This is a genomic window from Deltaproteobacteria bacterium, assembly GCA_016208165.1.
GTDB lineage: Bacteria > Desulfobacterota > Desulfarculia > JACQYL01 > JACQYL01 > JACQYL01.
The window spans coordinates 1-19,003 of sequence record JACQYL010000050.1 but is presented as its reverse complement, the minus strand read 5'-3'; the positions used below and the strand labels follow the sequence as shown (position 1 = coordinate 19,003).

The 19,003-nt window shown below is 53.1% G+C and carries 13 protein-coding genes and 1 pseudogene; 6 read left to right on the top strand and 8 right to left on the bottom strand.

Features of this window, described 5'->3' with window-relative positions:
- Positions 1-327 (bottom strand): hypothetical protein (locus HY788_10660; protein MBI4774621.1); only part of this gene is annotated, 327 nt, incomplete at its 3' end.
- On the bottom strand, positions 324-1,475 hold the full coding sequence (locus HY788_10655) for a DNA repair protein (protein MBI4774620.1): 1,152 nt from the start codon (positions 1,473-1,475) through the stop codon (positions 324-326). The genes HY788_10660 and HY788_10655, both read right to left, overlap by 4 nt.
- A 1,018-nt stretch (positions 1,476-2,493) precedes the next feature.
- Between HY788_10655 and HY788_10650 the strand changes: the two genes are divergently transcribed.
- From HY788_10650 to HY788_10640, 3 genes are all read left to right on the top strand, one after another.
- Entirely contained in the window at positions 2,494-3,246 is a 753-nt protein-coding gene (locus HY788_10650; protein ID MBI4774619.1) for a class I SAM-dependent methyltransferase, read from the top strand.
- Positions 3,243-4,172: an AmmeMemoRadiSam system radical SAM enzyme gene (amrS, locus tag HY788_10645; protein ID MBI4774618.1), complete on the top strand. Its 930-nt coding sequence runs from the start codon at positions 3,243-3,245 to the stop codon at positions 4,170-4,172. The genes HY788_10650 and amrS overlap by 4 nt, the downstream gene beginning before the upstream one ends.
- Positions 4,173-4,332: 160 nt before the next feature.
- Positions 4,333-5,325 carry an alpha/beta hydrolase gene (locus HY788_10640; GenBank protein ID MBI4774617.1) on the top strand — a complete coding sequence of 331 codons (993 nt, stop codon included), beginning with the start codon at positions 4,333-4,335 and terminating at the stop codon, positions 5,323-5,325.
- Here HY788_10640 and HY788_10635 read toward each other — a convergent pair.
- From HY788_10635 to HY788_10610, 6 genes are all read right to left on the bottom strand, one after another.
- Positions 5,312-6,331, bottom strand: a complete 1,020-nt coding sequence (locus tag HY788_10635; GenBank protein MBI4774616.1) for an NAD(P)-dependent glycerol-3-phosphate dehydrogenase — start codon at positions 6,329-6,331, stop codon at positions 5,312-5,314. The two genes, HY788_10640 and HY788_10635, sit on opposite strands and share 14 nt — an antisense overlap.
- Before the next feature lie 4 nt (positions 6,332-6,335).
- On the bottom strand, positions 6,336-8,777 hold the full coding sequence (gene gyrA / locus HY788_10630; GenBank protein MBI4774615.1) for a DNA gyrase subunit A: 2,442 nt from the start codon (positions 8,775-8,777) through the stop codon (positions 6,336-6,338).
- 114 nt (positions 8,778-8,891) lie between these two features.
- The gene (locus HY788_10625; protein ID MBI4774614.1) at positions 8,892-9,260 is read right to left on the bottom strand and encodes a BON domain-containing protein; all 369 of its coding nucleotides are present in this window, start codon (positions 9,258-9,260) and stop codon (positions 8,892-8,894) included.
- Positions 9,261-9,292: 32 nt separating this feature from the next.
- Positions 9,293-11,692: a DNA topoisomerase (ATP-hydrolyzing) subunit B gene (gyrB, locus tag HY788_10620; GenBank protein MBI4774613.1), complete on the bottom strand. Its 2,400-nt coding sequence runs from the start codon at positions 11,690-11,692 to the stop codon at positions 9,293-9,295.
- Positions 11,693-11,740: 48 nt separating this feature from the next.
- On the bottom strand, positions 11,741-12,862 hold the full coding sequence (gene dnaN, locus HY788_10615; GenBank protein MBI4774612.1) for a DNA polymerase III subunit beta: 1,122 nt from the start codon (positions 12,860-12,862) through the stop codon (positions 11,741-11,743).
- A 249-nt stretch (positions 12,863-13,111) separates the two neighbouring features.
- Positions 13,112-14,422, bottom strand: coding sequence for an ATP-binding protein (locus tag HY788_10610; protein MBI4774611.1), 1,311 nt, complete (start codon positions 14,420-14,422; stop codon positions 13,112-13,114).
- 263 nt (positions 14,423-14,685) lie between these two features.
- On the opposite strand from HY788_10610, the gene HY788_10605 reads away from it, so the two are divergent.
- From HY788_10605 to cooS, 3 genes and pseudogenes are all read left to right on the top strand, one after another.
- The gene (locus HY788_10605) at positions 14,686-15,432 is read left to right on the top strand and encodes an AAA family ATPase (GenBank protein ID MBI4774610.1); all 747 of its coding nucleotides are present in this window, start codon (positions 14,686-14,688) and stop codon (positions 15,430-15,432) included.
- A gap of 105 nt (positions 15,433-15,537) precedes the next feature.
- Positions 15,538-17,060: pseudogene (locus HY788_10600) on the top strand (acetyl-CoA decarbonylase/synthase complex subunit delta).
- 89 nt (positions 17,061-17,149) lie between these two features.
- A partial coding sequence (cooS, locus tag HY788_10595; GenBank protein MBI4774609.1) for an anaerobic carbon-monoxide dehydrogenase catalytic subunit occupies positions 17,150-19,003 on the top strand: 1,854 nt, incomplete at its 3' end.

Genomic DNA, 19,003 nt, shown 5'->3' with positions numbered 1-19,003 from the left:
GTTGGACAGGACCAGGATGCCCTGGCCGGTGAGATTTGCGCGCAGGAACCGCTCGAATGCCCTGGCCACATGGGCGGCCGTGGGTTCGGGTCGCTTGGCCTCGTTTTCCGCAAGCTGTTTGAACTCGTCGTCCGGTATGGCGTCCAGGATGCCCCGGTTCACGTTGACGGGTTTCGGGAAGTGGGCCCCGTCTGTGGTCTTGGCCTGATGCAGTTTCTTGGTAAAGCCGTCGAGCTGGACATAGGTTCCCATAACGCCATACAAATGCCGCCCGCCGGGCGCCGTGAGCTTTTGACGAAGCGCTTCGATGATTTCGGTGGACTTCATGCCTTTTTACCTCCGGAGACGATCTGCTCGACCACTCCGGCGAGCGTGAACTTGGTTGTGAACTGGCGGAAGTTATCGATTTCCGAGACCTTGCTGATGATCCCCTGGTTGCGCAACTCGTAAAGGGCATGGAGGAGCCGCTCCGGATTCCAGAGCATGGCCCGGATCATGCGATTCTCATCGAGCTTGCGGATGTCGTACATGTCCGGTTCCGGAAACTCGCTGTGCAGATAGAACGCGAAATATGCTACCGGAATCTCTCGATAATCGACGCTGATCTTCGTCCGGTCGGCCTTGGCGATCCCGCCCGCGGTCAGGGCGTCCACGATGGCCTTGCCGCAATCCACGATGCTTTTGGCCTCGGGAAACTTTTCGGCCAGGCGCTTTCGGATGCGCTCGCGGCTCAATCGGCCCGTGCCGAGATTGGGAAGGACAAGGTCTTCGATGATCTCCACCTCCAGCGGCTCGGTTTGGAGGAATCGGTAGAAGCAAGCATCCCGCAGTTCCTGGGCATCCGGGAATGCTTTGGCAAAGAAGCGCAAAGGGCTGTCCGCATAACCGTTCTGGAACATCCTGCGGGTGATGTAGTTGGCGTAACGATGCCTGGTCTCTTCGGCGCTGAAATGGAGCTTCGCGCGGAGGAAGGAGCGTATCTCGTCCAGGGACTCGCTGTCCGGAAGGCTCGGCAGAATCTGGATGGCCTCCTTTAGCACCGCTTTGCCGAACATTTCCGTGCCGTACCTTCGGATGACCTTTTCGCGGCGCCGCTCAGCGACTGCTGAAGAAGCCTCCGCCTCTTGGGAAAAGGTCTCAAACAGCGTAGTTTGGGTTGGGGGCTTGAGCGTGTCTTTGCCGGCCCGCTTAGGGCCATGATGCCGGCGAATCCAGTCCACCAGTTTGAGAAGGACCGCGCTGTTTTCCTTAATGCCGTCGGACTGGCAGAGTGTTTCCGTCGGGGCTTCCAGCAGAGAAGAGAGGCTACCGTGTTCCGATAGCAGGCGTACGGCAAGCGGCTGAACATCCTTTTGTGGGATGGCATAGGTCAGCAGCAACTCGAGAAGGCTCGCTTCCGAAAGAGCCGACTCTTGTCCTTTCAAGAAGCGCTCCCGAAGTCTCTGCCTATGCCCCGTCTGCTTGTCTTGTGTCATCTTGAGGATTACCGTTCAGGCTAATGCGCTAATCTCTTCTGGAAGAGAATTGTCCGGAAAAAGAGTTAACTGCCCATCTTCTGAGAAAGGATCTTACCTTTGTGGGCGAGCGTAGAGCGTCGTATTCATGATTTTCGGAGAGGAGTTTGATCTTTCGTAGGCGCAATAATAGCTCGGCCAATGTATCATAAAACCCCCTATCAAGCACCAGGGCGAACGTGCACCCAAAAGTCATATGATGGTTACTAAGTTTACACTCAGTGTCCGCCGCTGTCATGCGTTTTAGTAATACGGAGGAGGAGCTCGAACAGCATCCAGTCGATTCCTCGTCACTGAAAAGGGACCCTTTGAAAGGCCCGGTGAATGCAGGAAGATTGATGGTTTCGCAAGAAGTCCGCAAAGGCGTCACCCCGTCGAAAGCCGGGGTCCACAACCTGTTGAAAATACTTAATTCCGGCTTTCGCCGAAGTGACGTAAAATAATCGTTTTTGACTCTTTACGAGTTCATCAAGATTGGGTATGCATGATTTTCCGGGGGGAGCAAAACACTGAATCGCGGATAAACGCACACAAAGAGGCCGGATCCCTGCAGAGAAAGTGTCCACGAGAACAGAAGATAAAAAAAGATACGGCAAGTCCTCTCCTGGCTCCGGGAGTGTTGATACGGGCTGATCGCCTCACTCCTCCTCGAACGACCTGATCTCCACCCGATTACGTCCCTTCTCCTTGGCCGCGTACAGGGCGTCATCGGCTTGCTTGAGCAGGCCGTCCAAAAAGCCGAGTCAGGGCGTCGGTCGTGGCCGGCTTGCGGAGGCCCTCTTCGATTACGCCTCTGCTCGGATTCATTGACAGAATTTCTCAGGTCTTTTACACTGAAAGACATTCCATCACCGACCGTCGTGTCTCTTGTGCTCGGATTCAGTAAGTCTCGGTTTCAAGTGCTTCAACACGTTAATGAGCCGGTTATTCCGTGGCGGGTTTCGATAAAGTCCGCTCTTCAAAAAAAGGTGTTATGCCTATGCGTTTTTTCGACGACCTCCACTCCTGCCGGCAATACGACCAATGGTTCGACACGCTTAAAGGCAGACATTGGTTCCAGCGTGAATGGGAACTCATTGAAACCATCCTTGCTCCATGTTCAAGAGATCGCCTTCTTGATGTAGGCTGCGGAGGCGGGCGCCACCTCCTCGAATGGCATAGTCCGGGCATGCGGTGCATGGGCCTGGATGCCTCCATCCATATGGTGGAATTGGCTCGGCGTCGTCTCGGCCCGTCGGTTCCCGTAGAACACGGTTTCGCGGAGTCTCTGCCTTTTACGGACGATCATTTCGATATCGTGGTGTTGAACAAGACCCTGGAATTTTTAGACAATCCAATTGTTGCCTTGAAGGAAGCTCAACGTGTAGCCAGAAAAAGCGTTTTTATACAAGTTGTGAATCCGTTTTCTCCCGTCGGACTGAAACAGGCCTTCAGGTTTCTCCGGGACAGCTTTCCCTACCGTCCGAACCACTATTTCGATCTCTGGACCCTTAAGAAATTGATCGGAACGGCCATGGGCCATCCGCTGCATCAATGGGCTTCCACGAATACGAAACCGATGTTCCGATCATGGAAACAGGGCGGCTCGCACATTTCCACGAGTCCCTTCGGAGACCTCGTGGCGATACGCGTGGACCTGGCCGAACTGGTTTCGAAGAGCGCCCTGGAATTCCCCCACCGCAAAATGGCTTTCACAACGCTTATTCATGGAGCCACAAGGGAGGGTCTATGAAAGAGGCCATGCTGTATACGTCCCTGGAGGACAAGAACGTCAAATGTGCGCTCTGCGCCCATCGATGTCTGATGGATCCCATTGAAAAAAAACCACTGTTTCATGTGCTTCCCGGCTCTCTTTCCTATTCCGTCGCCACCGTGGGATGTAACTTCAAGTGCAGTTTCTGCCAGAATGCGGACATCTCTCAAATGCCCTCGGACATGAAAAGGATCACCGGGCATGATGTGGCTCCGGCCACGCTGGTCGAAGACGCGTTAGAAAATCGCTGCCGTTCCATCGCATATACGTACACCGAACCGACCATCTATTTCGAATATGCGTACGACACGGCCGTTCTGGCCGAAAAAAACGATTTGCTCAATGTGTTTGTAAGCAACGGTTATATGACCGGAGAATGTTTGGACACCATTGGAAGCACACTCCACGCAGCCAATGTGGACTTGAAATCATTTCGGGACGAGTACTACAAATCATTGTGCAAGGCGAGGCTGCAACCCGTGCTGGACACCCTCAAAAAGATGAAAGAAATGGGGATCTGGATTGAAGTGACCACGCTCCTCATCCCAGGAGAAAACGACTCCGAACAGGAGCTGCGTGACATTGCGCGCTTCCTGGCCGATCTGGGCTCGGAAATCCCATGGCATATCAGTCGCTTCTATCCTCAGTATCGATACCTGTCATCAGGGCCAACGCCATCGAAAACCGTGCAGAAGGCGCGTGATATCGGATTCCAAGAGGGCCTGAGATTTGTGTACACGGGAAATCTCCCCGGTGACGAAGGAGAAAAAACAGTATGCCCTTCTTGTGGAAAAACCGTCATCGATCGGAGCGGCTATCGCATTTTCGGGATAAACTTGTCGCAGGGGTCGTGCTCTTTTTGCGGCGAAACCATAGAAGGGATTTTTGATCCCACGTCCTTGTGACGTATCGGCGTTCAGCACGGCGCAATCCGGCTATTTATCCTCGTCTTAGCCGTGAATAGTTCATTCGTTCCGCCATCTCCTCCCCTTTCATCCGTAATTCGGCGCTTGGAAAGGTACACGCTCCAATCCATGACCAAAAGGCCTTAAGACGGACGTACGGATGCTACCAAAACGAATTTGGCTCTGGCTTCTATGTTTGATCGTGATTGTGGCGTTTGTCTGGATTTTCACGGCGCCGATCGAGCGCTATTTTCAGTTCCGCGAGTTCGAGCTCTGGAATGCCGGGTACGAGCGCATCGAGGTCCAATCTCCCTTCGGCGCCTTTCATTGCTACATCAGGGGGTCCTCGAGTAACCGTACGCCTCTCATCCTGGTTCATGGTCTCGGCGCCTGTGCGGAATATTGGACACCGTTCATGAAGTCTCTTCCGGAGGATCGCCCCGTGGTCTCGATGGAACTTCTCGGCTTTGGACGTAGCATCGACCCGGACGTGCAACCGCAAGATTATACGATGTCCCTTTATTTAAGACAGTTAACCTATCTTCAAGAGCGGTTGCACTGGCCTCGGCCCGTGTTGGTAGGAGTGTCGCTGGGTGGGTGGATCGCCGTGGAACACGCGCTGCATTACCCCCGGCGCACAAGCGGTCTGTGTTTGATCGCCCCCGGAGGACTCGATTCGCAAATACCGGTTGAAGAACTCACGGAACTTCGCAAAGCATTCGATTTCTCGACGCCTGAGGAGTATCGCAAACTGATCAACGAGCGAATCCTGACGACACCCCGCTGGATACCGGAGTTCGTGGCGCATGCCGCGGTTGACCGCGCCTCTCGAGGGGGTCATCATGCCATTCTCAGAAACTTACGACCGGACGATTGGGTCGGCGATCGAATTACCGAATTGAATATCCCTATCGCACTGATCTGGGGAAAACGAGATCGAGTCTTTTCCTTCCAAAGCGCTCTCCGTATCCAGAGGAAGCTTTCGAGAGCCAGGCTCTTCCCCATCGAGAACTCCGGGCACAGCTATCTGATGGAAAACCGTGAAGAAACAATCGGCGTGCTCAGGGAGGCGTTGGACTGGCTGTTGAAGGAAATCGATGAGAAGAAGGCGACGTCGGGAACCGATGACTTAACAGGTTCTAAATCACCCTGATTCCCGAGAACTCGGGCTTCAATTCCCTGGTCATCAGCTCCTGGACGGCCTCCAGGGGCGGTTTGTCTTCATAGAGTATGGCGTATACCTGCTCGCAGATCGGAAGCTCTATGTTCATACGCTGAGCCATATTATACACGGATTTGGAAGTCCTGACTCCTTCCGCTATCATGACCATACTGTCCAGGATTTCCTGGAGCTTGCGGCCCCGGCCCAGTTGCATGCCCACATTCTGGTTGCGGCTTAAACCACTGCAACAGGTCAGCACGAGATCTCCCACTCCGGCCAATCCTGCGAACGTCAGCGGATTGGCGCCCAATGCCATGCCCAGCCGCGTCATTTCCGCCAATCCCCTGGTAATCACGGCCGCCCTGGCGTTGGCTCCCAACTCCAAGCCATCGCAGGCTCCCGCAGCAATGGCGATCACGTTCTTGAAAGCGCCTCCCAGTTCAACCCCGACTACGTCGCCGGATGTGTACACGCGAAAAAAATTGTTGGAAAACAGTCGTTGCGCGTGCCTGCCGACGTCCAACGTATGAGACGCGACCGTTACGGCTGTGGGCAATTCTTTTGCTACTTCTTTAGCGAAGCTCGGACCCGAAAGATAACACAAATGAGAATGGAGTCGGTCGGGAAAAACCTCCTCGAGAATGTCCGACATCAGTGACAATGTGTCGTTCTCTATACCTTTGGTTGCGGCTACGACCACGGTGTCCGGGCCGAGGCTAGGTTCCATGAGCTGCGCGATCCCTCGAAACACGTGAGAAGGGACCACGATGACGACCAGTTCTTTCCCATGGACCACCTTGTTCAAGTCATTGCTCGGTCGAATGGAATCTTCGAGGCGAAATCCAGGCAAAAACGTGGTGTTTTCTCTGCGAGTCTTCATCTGTTCGCAGAGGTCTCTCTCGTATACCCACAAATCGACCGAGTGGCCGTTGGAGGCCAGCAGTCTGGCCAACGCCGTCCCCCAGCTGCCCGCGCCGATCACTCCGATTGGAGCCATGGAACTAATCCTCTTCTTTTTCCGCCAATTTGGCGATTCCCACCACTTTTTCTCCCGGTTCCACTGTTTTCAGGCGAACACCCTGAGTGGCGCGACCGATGATGGAAATCTCTCGAACTTCGAACCTGATGGCTATTCCGCGATTCGTTATGAGCATGATATCGTCCTGGTCACTGACGATGGACATACCGATCACGTCGCCGTTACGCGCCGTGGTTCGTATGTCGATGATTCCTTTCCCCCCTCTGCCCTGAACACGATACGATTCATTGGGCGTTCGCTTGCCGTATCCGTTTTCAGTAACCGTGAGAATGGTTTCGGACCCGTGCTCGTCCAGAACCTGCAGGGCGACTACGTCGTCTCCTTCATCCAAACGCATGCCGATTACACCTTTGGCCACACGTCCCATGGATCTCGCTTCCTGTTCTCTGAATCGGACGCATTTGCCTTTCTTGGAGGCCAATAAGACGTGTTGACTGCCGTTCGTCACTCGTGCGGCAATGAGTTCGTCGTTTTCGTCGATTTCAATGGCTATAATGCCATTGGCCCGTCGATTGGCGTACGCGGAGAGCGGGGTTTTCTTGACCAATCCCCTACGCGTGGCAATGATGATATACCGATCTTCTTCGAAGGACCCGACGTTCAAAACGGTGGCAATGCTCTCCCCCGGCTGGAGCGCGAGGAGATTGACCAGCGCTTTGCCCTTGGCCACACGCCCCGCCTGCGGAATTTCATGCACCTTCAACCAGTAGGCCCGCCCCAGATTGGTGAAGAAGAGGAACGTATCGTGTGTGGACCCCATGAACAGATGCTCGACAAAATCTTCGGACAAGGTTTCCATGCCGGTTTTGCCTCGTCCTCCACGCCGCTGGGCGCGATAGATACTGAGAGCGTTTCGCTTGATATATCCCCGGTTGCTGATGGTTACAATCATGTCCTCCTCGGCGATCAAATCCTCCACCTCCAGTTCTTCCGTGTCGGGAATGATCTCCGTACGACGCTCGTCCGAATAGTTTTTTCTGATTTCACAAAGTTCGTCGGACGCGATCTTGAGTACCAGTCGTTCGCTGTTCAGTACGGACCTGAAATACTCGATCTGTTTAAGCAGTTCATTGTATTCCTGCTCGATTTTGTCGCGCTCCATGCCCGTCAACCGCTGGAGTCGCATCTCGAGAATCGCCGTAGACTGCCTTTCACTCAGTCCGAAGTGCTCCATGAGGCCGGTTCTCGCTTCCTGGACGGTCGACGAAGAGCGGATTAGGGCAATAACTTCGTCCAGATGGTCAAGAGCGATTTTAAGGCCCTCCAAAATGTGGGCCCGTTCCTCCGCTTGTCTCAACTCGAACCGAGTGCGTCTGAATATCACCTCTTTCCGATGATCGATGAAATGCTCGATGATTTCTTTCAATGTGAGCACTTCGGGACGCCGGTTCACGATGGCGAGCAGTATGACCCCAAAAGCGATCTGCATCTGGGTGAATTTGTACAACTGGTTGAGGATGACATGCGGGTTGGCGTCTTTTCTAAGCACCAGTACAATCCTCATACCCTCTCTGTCGGACTCATCTCGAATATCCACAATACCTTCAATTCGCTTCTCCTTTACCAGCTCCACGATCTTCTCGATGAGTCGGGCTTTGTTCACCTGATAGGGGATTTCCGTAATTACGATCTGTGTCAGGTTTTTCCTTGGTAAGGTCTCGATAACGGATCGCGCTCGTGCCTTAATCGAACCCCTTCCCGTGGCATATGCGTCCCGAATGCCCTTGGTTCCATAAATGAAGCCGGCCGTCGGAAAATCGGGACCGGGAAGCAGCTTCATGAGTCCGTCCAGCTTGATTTGCGGATTCTCGATCACGGCCAGTATTGCGTCTATTACTTCGCCCAGATTGTGAGGCGGGATATTGGTGGCCATACCAACGGCGATGCCGGACGAACCATTGATCAGGAGGTCCGGAACACGGCTGGGCAGCACGGTGGGCTCTTCAAGCGTGCTGTCGTAGTTGGCTTCGAAGTCTACGGTTTCTTTCTCGAGATCCTCCATAAACTCGTGAACCAACTTGGCCATACGCACTTCGGTATATCGCATGGCGGCGGGACTGTCTCCATCCACGGATCCGAAGTTACCCTGACCGTCCACCAGGGGGTAGCGCATGGAAAAGTCCTGGGCCAGGCGCACCAGGGCGTCGTACACGGCGGCGTCTCCATGAGGATGATATTTACCGATGACATCACCGACGACTCGGGCCGATTTCTTGTACGGCTTGTTCCATTCGTTCTTCAATTCCCGCATGGCGAAGAGAACCCGGCGATGGACCGGTTTCAGACCATCCCGCACGTCGGGCAACGCGCGTCCGATGATCACGCTCATGGCGTAATCCAGATAGGACTTCTTGATTTCGTCTTCAATGCTTACTGGGATCTGTTGCTGATGGCCGACTTCCATTTATGTGTAGTCCTTCCGTACAATCTTTAAATAAACGAAAATGGCCTTTCAGGACGTCAAGTCCTCAGAAGACCATTTCCTTCAGCTCATTCGACCCGTCTTCGGGACGCGGGATCACTGCTTGAGTTGAAGATTGTTGTTGATCATCCGAACCCCGTTCACACTACCGGTCAGTTGGATGACTTTCGCAATCTGTTCCTTCGAGAGCATAACCCCGTTCAGATGAACAACCCCCTGGTATGTATCGATGTCGAGGTTCACCGACCTGATCTCGGGATCTTCGAATAATCTGCTCGTGACCTTCAGCGTGATCGTCGAGTCGCTGAGCTGAGACTCCACCGGGCGCTCGTCGCTCATAGTGGCGTACGCTCCCGCCGCCGTTCCAACCACAACAGCGGGACCGCAGCCAATTAAAAGCAGAAAATACATTGACAAAAAAACCACCAGGAAGCCTGTACTCGTTGCTTTGATCGTGATGTTCATATCCTATGCCCTTTCATGGGAATGCATTCCAGCTATATATCCAACCCCGTGACCTCAAGCGCATTGTTGTAAATAAACTCGCGCCTGGGCTCTACATGGTCTCCCATAAGTACGGTAAAAATCTCATCCGCCTCGACCACATCTTCCACCAGAACTTTCAGAAGCGTCCTTTTATCCGGGTCCATGGTGGTTTCCCAAAGTTGTTCCGGATTCATTTCACCGAGGCCTTTGTACCGCTGAATCGTAACGCCTTTCTGTCCCTGATCCAGGAAGTAGTTTAGGAGTTCTTGCTTACTCGCTATCTCCACCGTGCGGTCGCCTTTTCCCTCTTCGATGCGATAGGGAGCCGGCTCGATCTCCTCGATATTACTCCAGATAAGACCGGCTTTTAAGTAGTTGTAGGACGTTACAAGGGTCCATCCCACGGTGGCCGTTTTCTTCTGCACGCTGGAAGTCGAGACCACGAGTTTCCACAGATTGTGTTCGTCGTCCCGCTCGACGCTCTCCACCGTAAAACCACGCTTGTGCAACAAACTCTGGAACTCCATGACCATATCCAGATTTTGAAGAAATTCCCTGCCTTCCACTTTCTGCCGCAACAACAGCTCGATCAAGGCACGATCGTATCCGCGTCGCTCCAATTTGTCCAGATTATTCAGGTATTGGATCAACTGTTCGATCAGAAAAACCAGCCGTGTGCCGTTCACTTTCTTTCGGCCTTCGTTCAAAACCAGTGCACGGTCTTCCGTGCTGCGTTTCAACAGAAATGCTTGAAATTCTGCTTCATCCTTTTTAAACGCCGGTGGTTTGCCTTTTTCTGCGACCCTGTAAAGGGGGGGCTGCGCGATATACAGGTAGCCCCTCTCCACCAATTCCGGAAACTGCCTGTAGAAGAAAGTCAGCAGTAGTGTTCGAATATGAGAACCATCCACATCCGCGTCGGTCATGATCACTACTTTGTGATACCGGAGCTTCTCGATATTATAATCATCCGTGCCGATCCCCGTTCCCAGGGCGCTGATCATGGTTCGAATTTCCTGATTTTCAAGCATCTTGTCAAAGCGCGCTTTTTCCACATTCAGAATTTTCCCCTTTACGGGAAGGATGGCCTGAAATTTTCGGTTTCTGCCCTGCTTTGCCGATCCCCCTGCTGAATCTCCCTCTACGATGAACAGCTCGCTGAATTCCGGGTCCCTCTCCTGACAGTCCGCCAGCTTACCAGGCAACGAGTGATCGGACAAAATGCCCTTCCGACGGGCCAGATCTTTGGCTCTTCGAGCCGCTTCCCTTGCTCGAGCCGCCTCGACGACCTTCTCGACGATCTTCTTGGCCACCTGGGGATTCTCTTCCAAATACACCGCCAGGCCTTCATTCATGAGGTTCTCTACAAGGCCCTTAATTTCTCCATTGCCCAGCTTGGATTTCGTCTGACCTTCGAACTGCGGCTTGTGAAGCTTTACGCTGACGACCGCCGTCAATCCTTCCCTCAGGTCGTCTCCGGTGATCTTCTCTTTCAAGTTTTTTGGCAAGTTCCCGGAGGCGGCGTACGTATTGACGGTTCGAGTGAGACCCGCCCGAAAACCGCTGAGGTGCGTTCCACCTTCTTTGGTGTTGATGTTGTTGGCGAATGAAAAAATTTCCTCGTTGTACGTATCGTTGTACTGGAAGGCGACATCAATCTGAACATCCTCGCGTTCGCCCGTGATATATACGGGCTTCGGGTGAATCACATTTTTTTTGCGGTTCAGGTACTCTACGAAGGATACAATGCCCCCGGTGTATTGAAAAATGTTCTTCCGATCGTCCTCCTCGTTGTCAATGACAATGAGGAGGCCCGAGTTGAGAAACGCCAGCTCCCGAAGACGCTTGGACAGTCGGTTAAAACTCATATCCAGAACGTCGAAAATCAGCGGGTCGGGTTTAAACGTAACCTTGGTTCCGGAAGTATTCGTGGTCCCCAGGACCTGGAGTTCGGTGGCTTTCTTGCCTCTTTCGTAGCGCTGGTGATAGACCCGGCCGTCTCTTCGCACTTCGACCTCGAGAATTTCCGAAAGAGCGTTCACCACGCTGACTCCAACGCCGTGCAGTCCGCCGGACACCTTATAGGACAAATTATCGAACTTACCGCCCGAGTGCAGCTTGGTCATGACGACTTCCAGAGCCGGAACTTTTTCTGTCTCGTGCATATCCACGGGGATGCCGCGGCCATTGTCCTCCACGGTTACGCTGTTGTTCGTATGAATCGTTACGTGGACCTCCGTACAGTACCCAGCGAGTGCTTCGTCTATTGAATTGTCGACCACTTCATAAACGAGATGATGAAGGCCATCATGATCCGTATTCCCGATGTACATCGACGGACGTTTACGAACAGCTTCGAGTCCTTCTAATACTTTTATTTTATCTGCATTATATGTTGTTGATTGATCCATGATTCTCCGATCAACTCTATTTACTTCTTATCTCTAAATAAGATATTTTTATGCCAATTGCATGGGCATTACCAATGCCATGAACCCACCATCCACTTCGCCTCGTATAGAGCACCCATGTTCTTCATCCATAAACCCAAGATTTACCGTTTCACTTTCCATAACGTTTAATGCATCGATGAAGTATCTTGGGTTAAATCCGATTTTGAGGTCGGGATATCGGTACGAAACATTCATTTGTTCGTTCGCGTCGCCAAGCTCAGGATTCGTCAAAAACAGTTCCAAGGTATCCGATCGAAGCTCCAGACGTACGCCTTTGTAACGATCCGTGGTCATGATGTGCATTCGACGCAACATATCCAAAAGAGGTTTTCTGGGAATATCGAGTTTAATCGATTCGTTCTTGGGAAGAGCCAATTCATAATTAGGGTATTTGCTGGCCAATAATCGGATCGACACGATGGAAGAATCACGCCTGAGCATCCCGGCCTCTTTTCCAACGCCAAGCTGAACCGTTCCGTTTTCATCCAAAAGGTGTCTCATTTCGGAAACCCCTTTCTTTGAAAGCACTACCCCATTTTCGAGATCCAACTCGCGGATGGATTCAATGGGTCGGTCGATCATCGCCAGACGGTGCCCGTCCGTGGCCACCATCCTCAAAAAAGATAAATCATCTTTTATGAGTTTTTCAAGATAGATGCCGCTCGTGTTGTAAGGCGGCGTGTCTTCCGACGCCGTCGAGAACAGAGTGCAATCAATCATCCTTCGCAATTCTTGTGCCTCGATTTCCACGGTCTTCAGGTGCTTGTATTTAGGCAGACCGGGAAAATCGTCCGAAGATAAACCAAAAAGCTTAAAAACAGCGCTGTTGCCTGAAATCGATAACCATTTGTTTTCCGTTTCTCTAACCCGGACCTCCTCGCACGAAAGTTCCCGTGCAATTTCATACAGTTTACGTGCGGGAACGGAAACGGATCCTTCGCGTGTAACCGTGCAGGGAAAAATACCCTGAAATCCGACTTCGAGATCCGTGGCTTCCACCGTTAGCTGGTCGTTTGAGGCCGTCAGGCAGACGTGGGACAAAATGGCCATGCTCGATCTTCGTTCCACGAGGTTTTGAACCATTCCCAGGGCCCGAATAAAGAGAGAACGGTTGATGGAGAATTCCATGCTTAAACTCCTAACAAAATAAAAAGTAGTAATATAATTAAAAGCCTGTGCGAAACTTTAACAAGTACAAAATAATCAATTATTTCAATTAAATAAAACAACCAAAACTTGTTCAATACCGGATCTGTCACAATCGTTTCAGAAGGTCGTTCGAGAATCTGTAACCGAGAAACCGGCGGAATTTTCGTCTCGAGGTGAAGCGCCTTCTGTTCAGGGGAAAAAGCCTGTGATTTGTTTGTTTAGATCGAGTCAGCTTCTTATTAACATATTTAAATCACGAATAATTTTCTCGACCTTGCGATCAGTACGAATCAAGCGTTCGATCTTCGCGCACGCGCGCACGGCTGTAGAGTGGTTTTTTTCTCCAAACTGGAAGGCGATTTTGGAATACGATTGTCCGGAGAGCGAACGCATCAGATACATGCCGACCTGTCGTGCAAAAGCCACGGAGCGATTCTTCTGATTGGAATCCAGATCGCGCGTGGACAGGTCGAAAAAATCCGCAACAATCTCTTTCAAGTTCCTTCGACCTTCTGTCTTCCGGCGTTTCGCGTCACCGGATAGGATAGTTCGGGCCTGCTCGATATCCACCGTCTTCTTTTGGACGGACATATAAGCCGCCATGCGAATAAGACATTTATCGAGGGCTACTGCATCCAAATGACTTTGTTGTGCGAGATAACGAACGACCTCATGATCCAACGAAATACCGAGTTCTCCGCATTTACGTTGTGTAAGTTGTTCCTTGAGTTCAACACTCGGAGACGCAATCTCGGCAATCAACCCCCATGAGAGGCGCGAACGTAATCGATCTTCCAAGCCGACGATGTTTTTCGGCAATTCTTGAGTCGAAACCACGATCTGTCGCTGTAGATTGTACATCTTATTAAAAACATTGACAAATTCGTCCTGAGCCCGAGGAAAGGGGGCCAATTGGTGGACATCATCCAAAAGAATCAGATCCAAGCTATGGAAATAGGACTGGAAGCGGTCCAACGCGTTCCACTTCAAACACGTATGCAATAGGCCGGCAAACTCGCCGCCGTTGGTGTAGCACGTAGACTTTTCAGGAAGACGGCGAACTGCAAAATTCCCCATGGCCTGAAGAAGATGCGTCTTCCCGAACCCGCCACTCGAGTACAAAAGAAGCGGATTATAATGAGGATCCAACAGGTTGGACACTTCGAGACACACCTGGTAAGGAAACCGGTTCGAATCGTCTACAATGAATGTTTCGAAGGTATAATCCGGGTTGAGCGTTTGGGGCGACATGTACGGCAACGATACGTTTTCCGAACTTTTTTGGAATCCGGCTCCATCCGGTTCCCGTTGATGGACATACTCTACTCGTCCCGGAGTAAAACCATGTTCTCTCAATATCTCCAGAATGAGGTGTTCGAAGTTCCGCTGCACCTCCTTCTGATGATTCCGATCAGGCACCGAGAGCGTTAGAGTCTCATCTTCAAGACGTATGGGGCGCGAAGGCGCTACCCACGTTTCGAAGGCATGGTCTCCGACTCTTTGTCGTAGCTCCGCGTAGATCAAATGCCAATCAACCATCAGATAACATCCTGAATATACATTTAAAAACCTATTACCCCTCTCACTTATACGGAATACTCGTCAAAATATCAACCCAAAACGGTTTCCAGACGACCTCTGCTTGATTTTGGTCGGATATCATCGCATATTGGGGTACGTTACTCGGAATAACGCATCTTGAGACTTGGCTTAAGCGGCCCGTACGACGTTCAACCGTGTCCGTCCGGACGTGATTCGCGTTCTTATGCGGGGAGCTTTTACGTGAAAAGGAGAGCGACACATTGGCTTTTACAATTGCGATGGCAGGCAAAGGAGGGGTGGGAAAGACCACACTCGCCGGATTTATGATTCGTTTTCTGCTCGAGAAGGATAAGAAGCCCATACTTGCAGTAGACGCCGACGCCAATGCCAATCTGAACGAGGTGCTCGGCCTTCGGGTGGAGAATACGGTGGGCGCCGCTCGCGAACAAATGAAGCGCGGCGTACCCGCGGGGATGACGAAGGACGTTTTCATGGAATTGAAAATTGGAGAGGCGCTGGTGGAGGCGGAGGGATTTGACCTTCTTGTAATGGGGCGTCCGGAAGGCGAGGGGTGCTACTGTGCCGCGAACACCTTACTCGCGGGTTACATTGACAAGCTCAGCACTAACTATCCCTTCATAGTGATCGACAATGAGGCCGGCATGGAGCACCTGAGCCGGCTGAACGCCAGAGACGTCGATCTGCTTCTGATCGTTTCCGACACCAGCCGAAGGGGGATACAGGCCGCGTTCCGTATCGACGAGTTGTCACGCGAGCTTAACCTGATCGTAAGAAGAAGGGCCCTGATCCTAAATCGAGCCAAAAGCGACGCCCTGGATAAGCTCAGTGAGATGTTCCAAGGGGACGGATTAAAACCGGCGGGAACCATCCCTGAAGATCCTGAACTCGAGGAGTTTGATTTCAGAGGAAAACCGAGTTTTCACCTTCCCAAAGGGAACGCTTGTCTTAAAGCGGCCTTTGGGCTATTCGACGCACTGGTTAACTGAGGAAAGGCAGTTTTCCCTTGACATTGGGAGAATTTCTTCACTAAGTTATCGGTGCGGCTCGGGATTGTTAATTTTTTCACATAATTTTCGAAGGAGGTACAACAATTGGCCTACGAAATACCGAAAGTCCAATATTCCGGCAAAATAAATCAAGTTGAATTGGGCCTGGGTAAGAGCGCCCTTAAGCTAGGCGGCGAGACGGCCTACAATTTCCACACGTTTGAGGGTGCAATGCCCAATCCCATCCAAATCGCCATGGAAGTCTGGGATATCGAACCCGAAGATTGGCCCCCTGCGGCCGTAAAGCCTTTCGCGGATGTTTTGAAGGACCCGGGAGCTTGGGCGAAGAAATGCGTCCAAGAGTATGGGGCGCAAGCGATCGTCGTTCAATTGAAAGGAATCGATCCCAATGGCCTGGACAAGTCCGCCAAAGAAGCCTCCGCGCAGGTCAAGAAAGTCGTAGATGCGGTGGACGTGCCTGTGGTGGTCTGGGGATGCGCGAACCCTGAAAAGGACTCCGAAGTACTGAAAAAAATAGCCGAAGACTTTGAAGGGAAACATCTTAGCCTCGGACCGGTGGAAGAAAAGAACCATAAAGCGATCGGTGCGGCGGCTCTCGGCTACAAACATACCGTAGTGTCTTCCAGCCCCATTGATGTGAACCTGGCCAAACAGGTCAACATTCTTCTCGAGAACTTGGGAGTCAAAGGCGATGTCATCATCGATCCGACCACGGGAGGCCTTGGATACGGACTCGAGTACAGCTATTCCGTGATGGAACGACTTCGCATGGCCGCTTTGGCCCAGGAAGACGAAAAGTTGCAGTTTCCTATTGTTAATAACATCGGAAATGAAGTCTGGAAAAGCAAAGAAGCGAAAATGAGCGCAGAGGAGGCTCCTACTCTTGGCGACCCCCACAGACGGGGAATCCTTATGGAGGCCGTTGCCGCTGTGGCATACGCCCTCGCAAGCTCGTCAAGAACTTCATGAAGCTCATGGATAGCGGCGATTTAGCCGTCAGTCCGGATCAAATGGCGAAAAAAATGGCCAAGATGAAAGAAAAGCCCGCGGGCGACTATCCGGCCATTGTCAAGGAAGCCGTGGCTGAGGAAGTCAAGGCGGAAGCCGCTCCCAAGAAGGAAGCCGCGCCGGCCAAGGCAGAGCCCAAGAAGGAAGCCGCTCCTGTCCAACCAGCGCCGCCTAAAGCAGAGAAGCCTGCGGTGGAAGTGAAAGCGGACGCGGAAGCTAAAGCCAAAGCTGAGCAAGACGCCAAAAAGAAAGCCGAACAAGACGCGAAAGCCAAGGCGGAGGCCGAGGCAAAGGCGAAAATGCAAGCGGAAGCCAAGGGGAAGGCTGAAGCGGAAAGTAAAGCCAAAGCTCAGGAAGACGCCAAGAAGAAGGCCGAAAAAGAGGAAGCTGAACGTATACAGGCGGCCAAGTCCAAGGCTATCGAATTGGAATCCGCTCGCAAAGCGAAGCGGTTGGCCGAACGCGAGGCGAGAAAGTCGGAACAGGGTCATGTCGAAACGACCGAGGTTCCCAAGACGCCGGCCGCGGTCCAGATGTCGTCGGTGGAAAAGCTGATGCTCGGTGTGGACCGCTCCCACGGAAGAATGTACAAAGACTAGATCGCGCGCTCGCAGCGATGATCCCTACGAACCATTCGCTGGAGCAACGCCGAATTACCATAAATACAACCATACCCCGGTAGGAAATAATGGCGACAGAAGAAACCAAAGCTGCGGCGATTGTTAAAGAAAAAAAGGAAAAGCCGAAAGTTTCGGAATTGACCATAGACAGCGCATCGGCGAAGATGATCGAGAAGGCGCGTAAGGAAGGCGTCGAGACGATCTTCGACCGCGCGGAGACCATGAAGGCGTGCAACATCGGTATCCAGGGGACCTGCTGCAAGATGTGTTCCCAGGGTCCGTGCCGGTTGCCGCTGCCCAAGAGCGGCGTCGAGGGCAAGGACACGCGCAAGGGCCTGTGCGGCGCCACGCCGGAGACCATCGCGGCGCGTAACTTCGCGCGCATGGTGGCCGCCGGAGCGGCGGCGCACTCGGATCACGGCCGGGGCGTTGCGGAGACGTTTTTGGCCGCGGCCCGCAAGGAGACGAAAGATTACACGATCAAGGACACGATCAAGCTTTTGGAGATCGCCAAGGACTTCGAAGTGGCGACGGAGGTGGAAGTCGACGGCGAGACGAAGGACCGCGACATCTTCGAGATCGCCGAGGAAGTGGGCGTAAAGGCTCTGGGAGAGTGGGGTCGCCAGGAAGGCGAGGTCTACTACGCCAAGCGCGCTCCGGAAGCGCGTTATGAATTGTGGAAGAAGCTGGACGTGGTGCCCCGGGGCATCGACCGTGAGATCGTGGAGATCATGCACCGGACCCACATGGGCGTGGACCAGGATTACAGAAACATCGTCAAGCAGTGCTCCCGCGCCGCGCTGGCGGACGGCTGGGCGGGTTCGATGATCGCCACGGACCTTCAGGACGTGATGTTCGGGACCCCGTACCCGGTGCATGGGGAGATCAACCTGGGAGTACTGAAGGCGGACCACGTGAACATCGTCGTGCACGGTCACGAGCCGCTGTTGTCGGAGATGATCGTGGTGGCGGCCCAGAGCAAGGAGATGCTGGACTACGCCAAGACCAAGGGCGCCAGAGGGATCGTTCTGGCGGGCATGTGCTGCACGGCCAACGAGATTCTGGTGCGTCACGGCATGCCCATAGCGGGCAACTACCTGTCGCAGGAGTTGGCGCTGATTACGGGCGCGGTGGACGCCATGGTGGTGGACGTGCAGTGTATCATGGAGAATATCGCGAACGTAGCGGGCTGTTATCATACCAAGCTGATCACCACGAACCCCCGGGCCAAGATCGAAAGCGGCGAGACGGTGCACATCGAGTTCGACGAGCACCATGCGTACGAGGACGCCAAAGAGATCGTGAAGACGGCCGTCGACAACTTCCCGAACCGCCGGGCCGAGATCCTGATTCCTTCGGAGAAGGAGACCATGGTGGCGGGATTCTCCTATGAAGCCATCAACTACCATCTGGGCGGAACGTTCCGGGGATCGTACAAGCCGCTGAACGACAACATCATCAACGGCCGGATCCGGGGTATAGGCGGCGTGGTGGGATGCAACAACGCGCGCACCTGCCAGGACAGCTCGCATCTGACCATTGTGAAGGAACTGCTGAAGAACGACGTGATCGTGCTGACCACGGGGTGCAACGCCATGGCGTGCGGGAAAGCGGGACTATTGACGCCGGAAGCGGCCAAGGTGTATTGCGGCGACGGTTTGGCGGAAGTGTGCGAGACCGTGGGTATCCCGCCGGTGCTGCACATGGGTTCGTGCGTGGACAACAGCCGGATCCTGATGGCGGCCACGGAAGTGGTGAAGGCCGGAGGGTTGGGCAACGACATCAGCGACCTGCCGGCGGCCGGTTCCGCTCCGGAATGGATGAGCGAGAAAGCCATCAGCATCGGGCAGTACTTTGTGGCGTCCGGCGTGTACACGGTGTTCGGCGTGAGCTTGCCGGTGAGCGGAGCGCCCAGGTTCCAA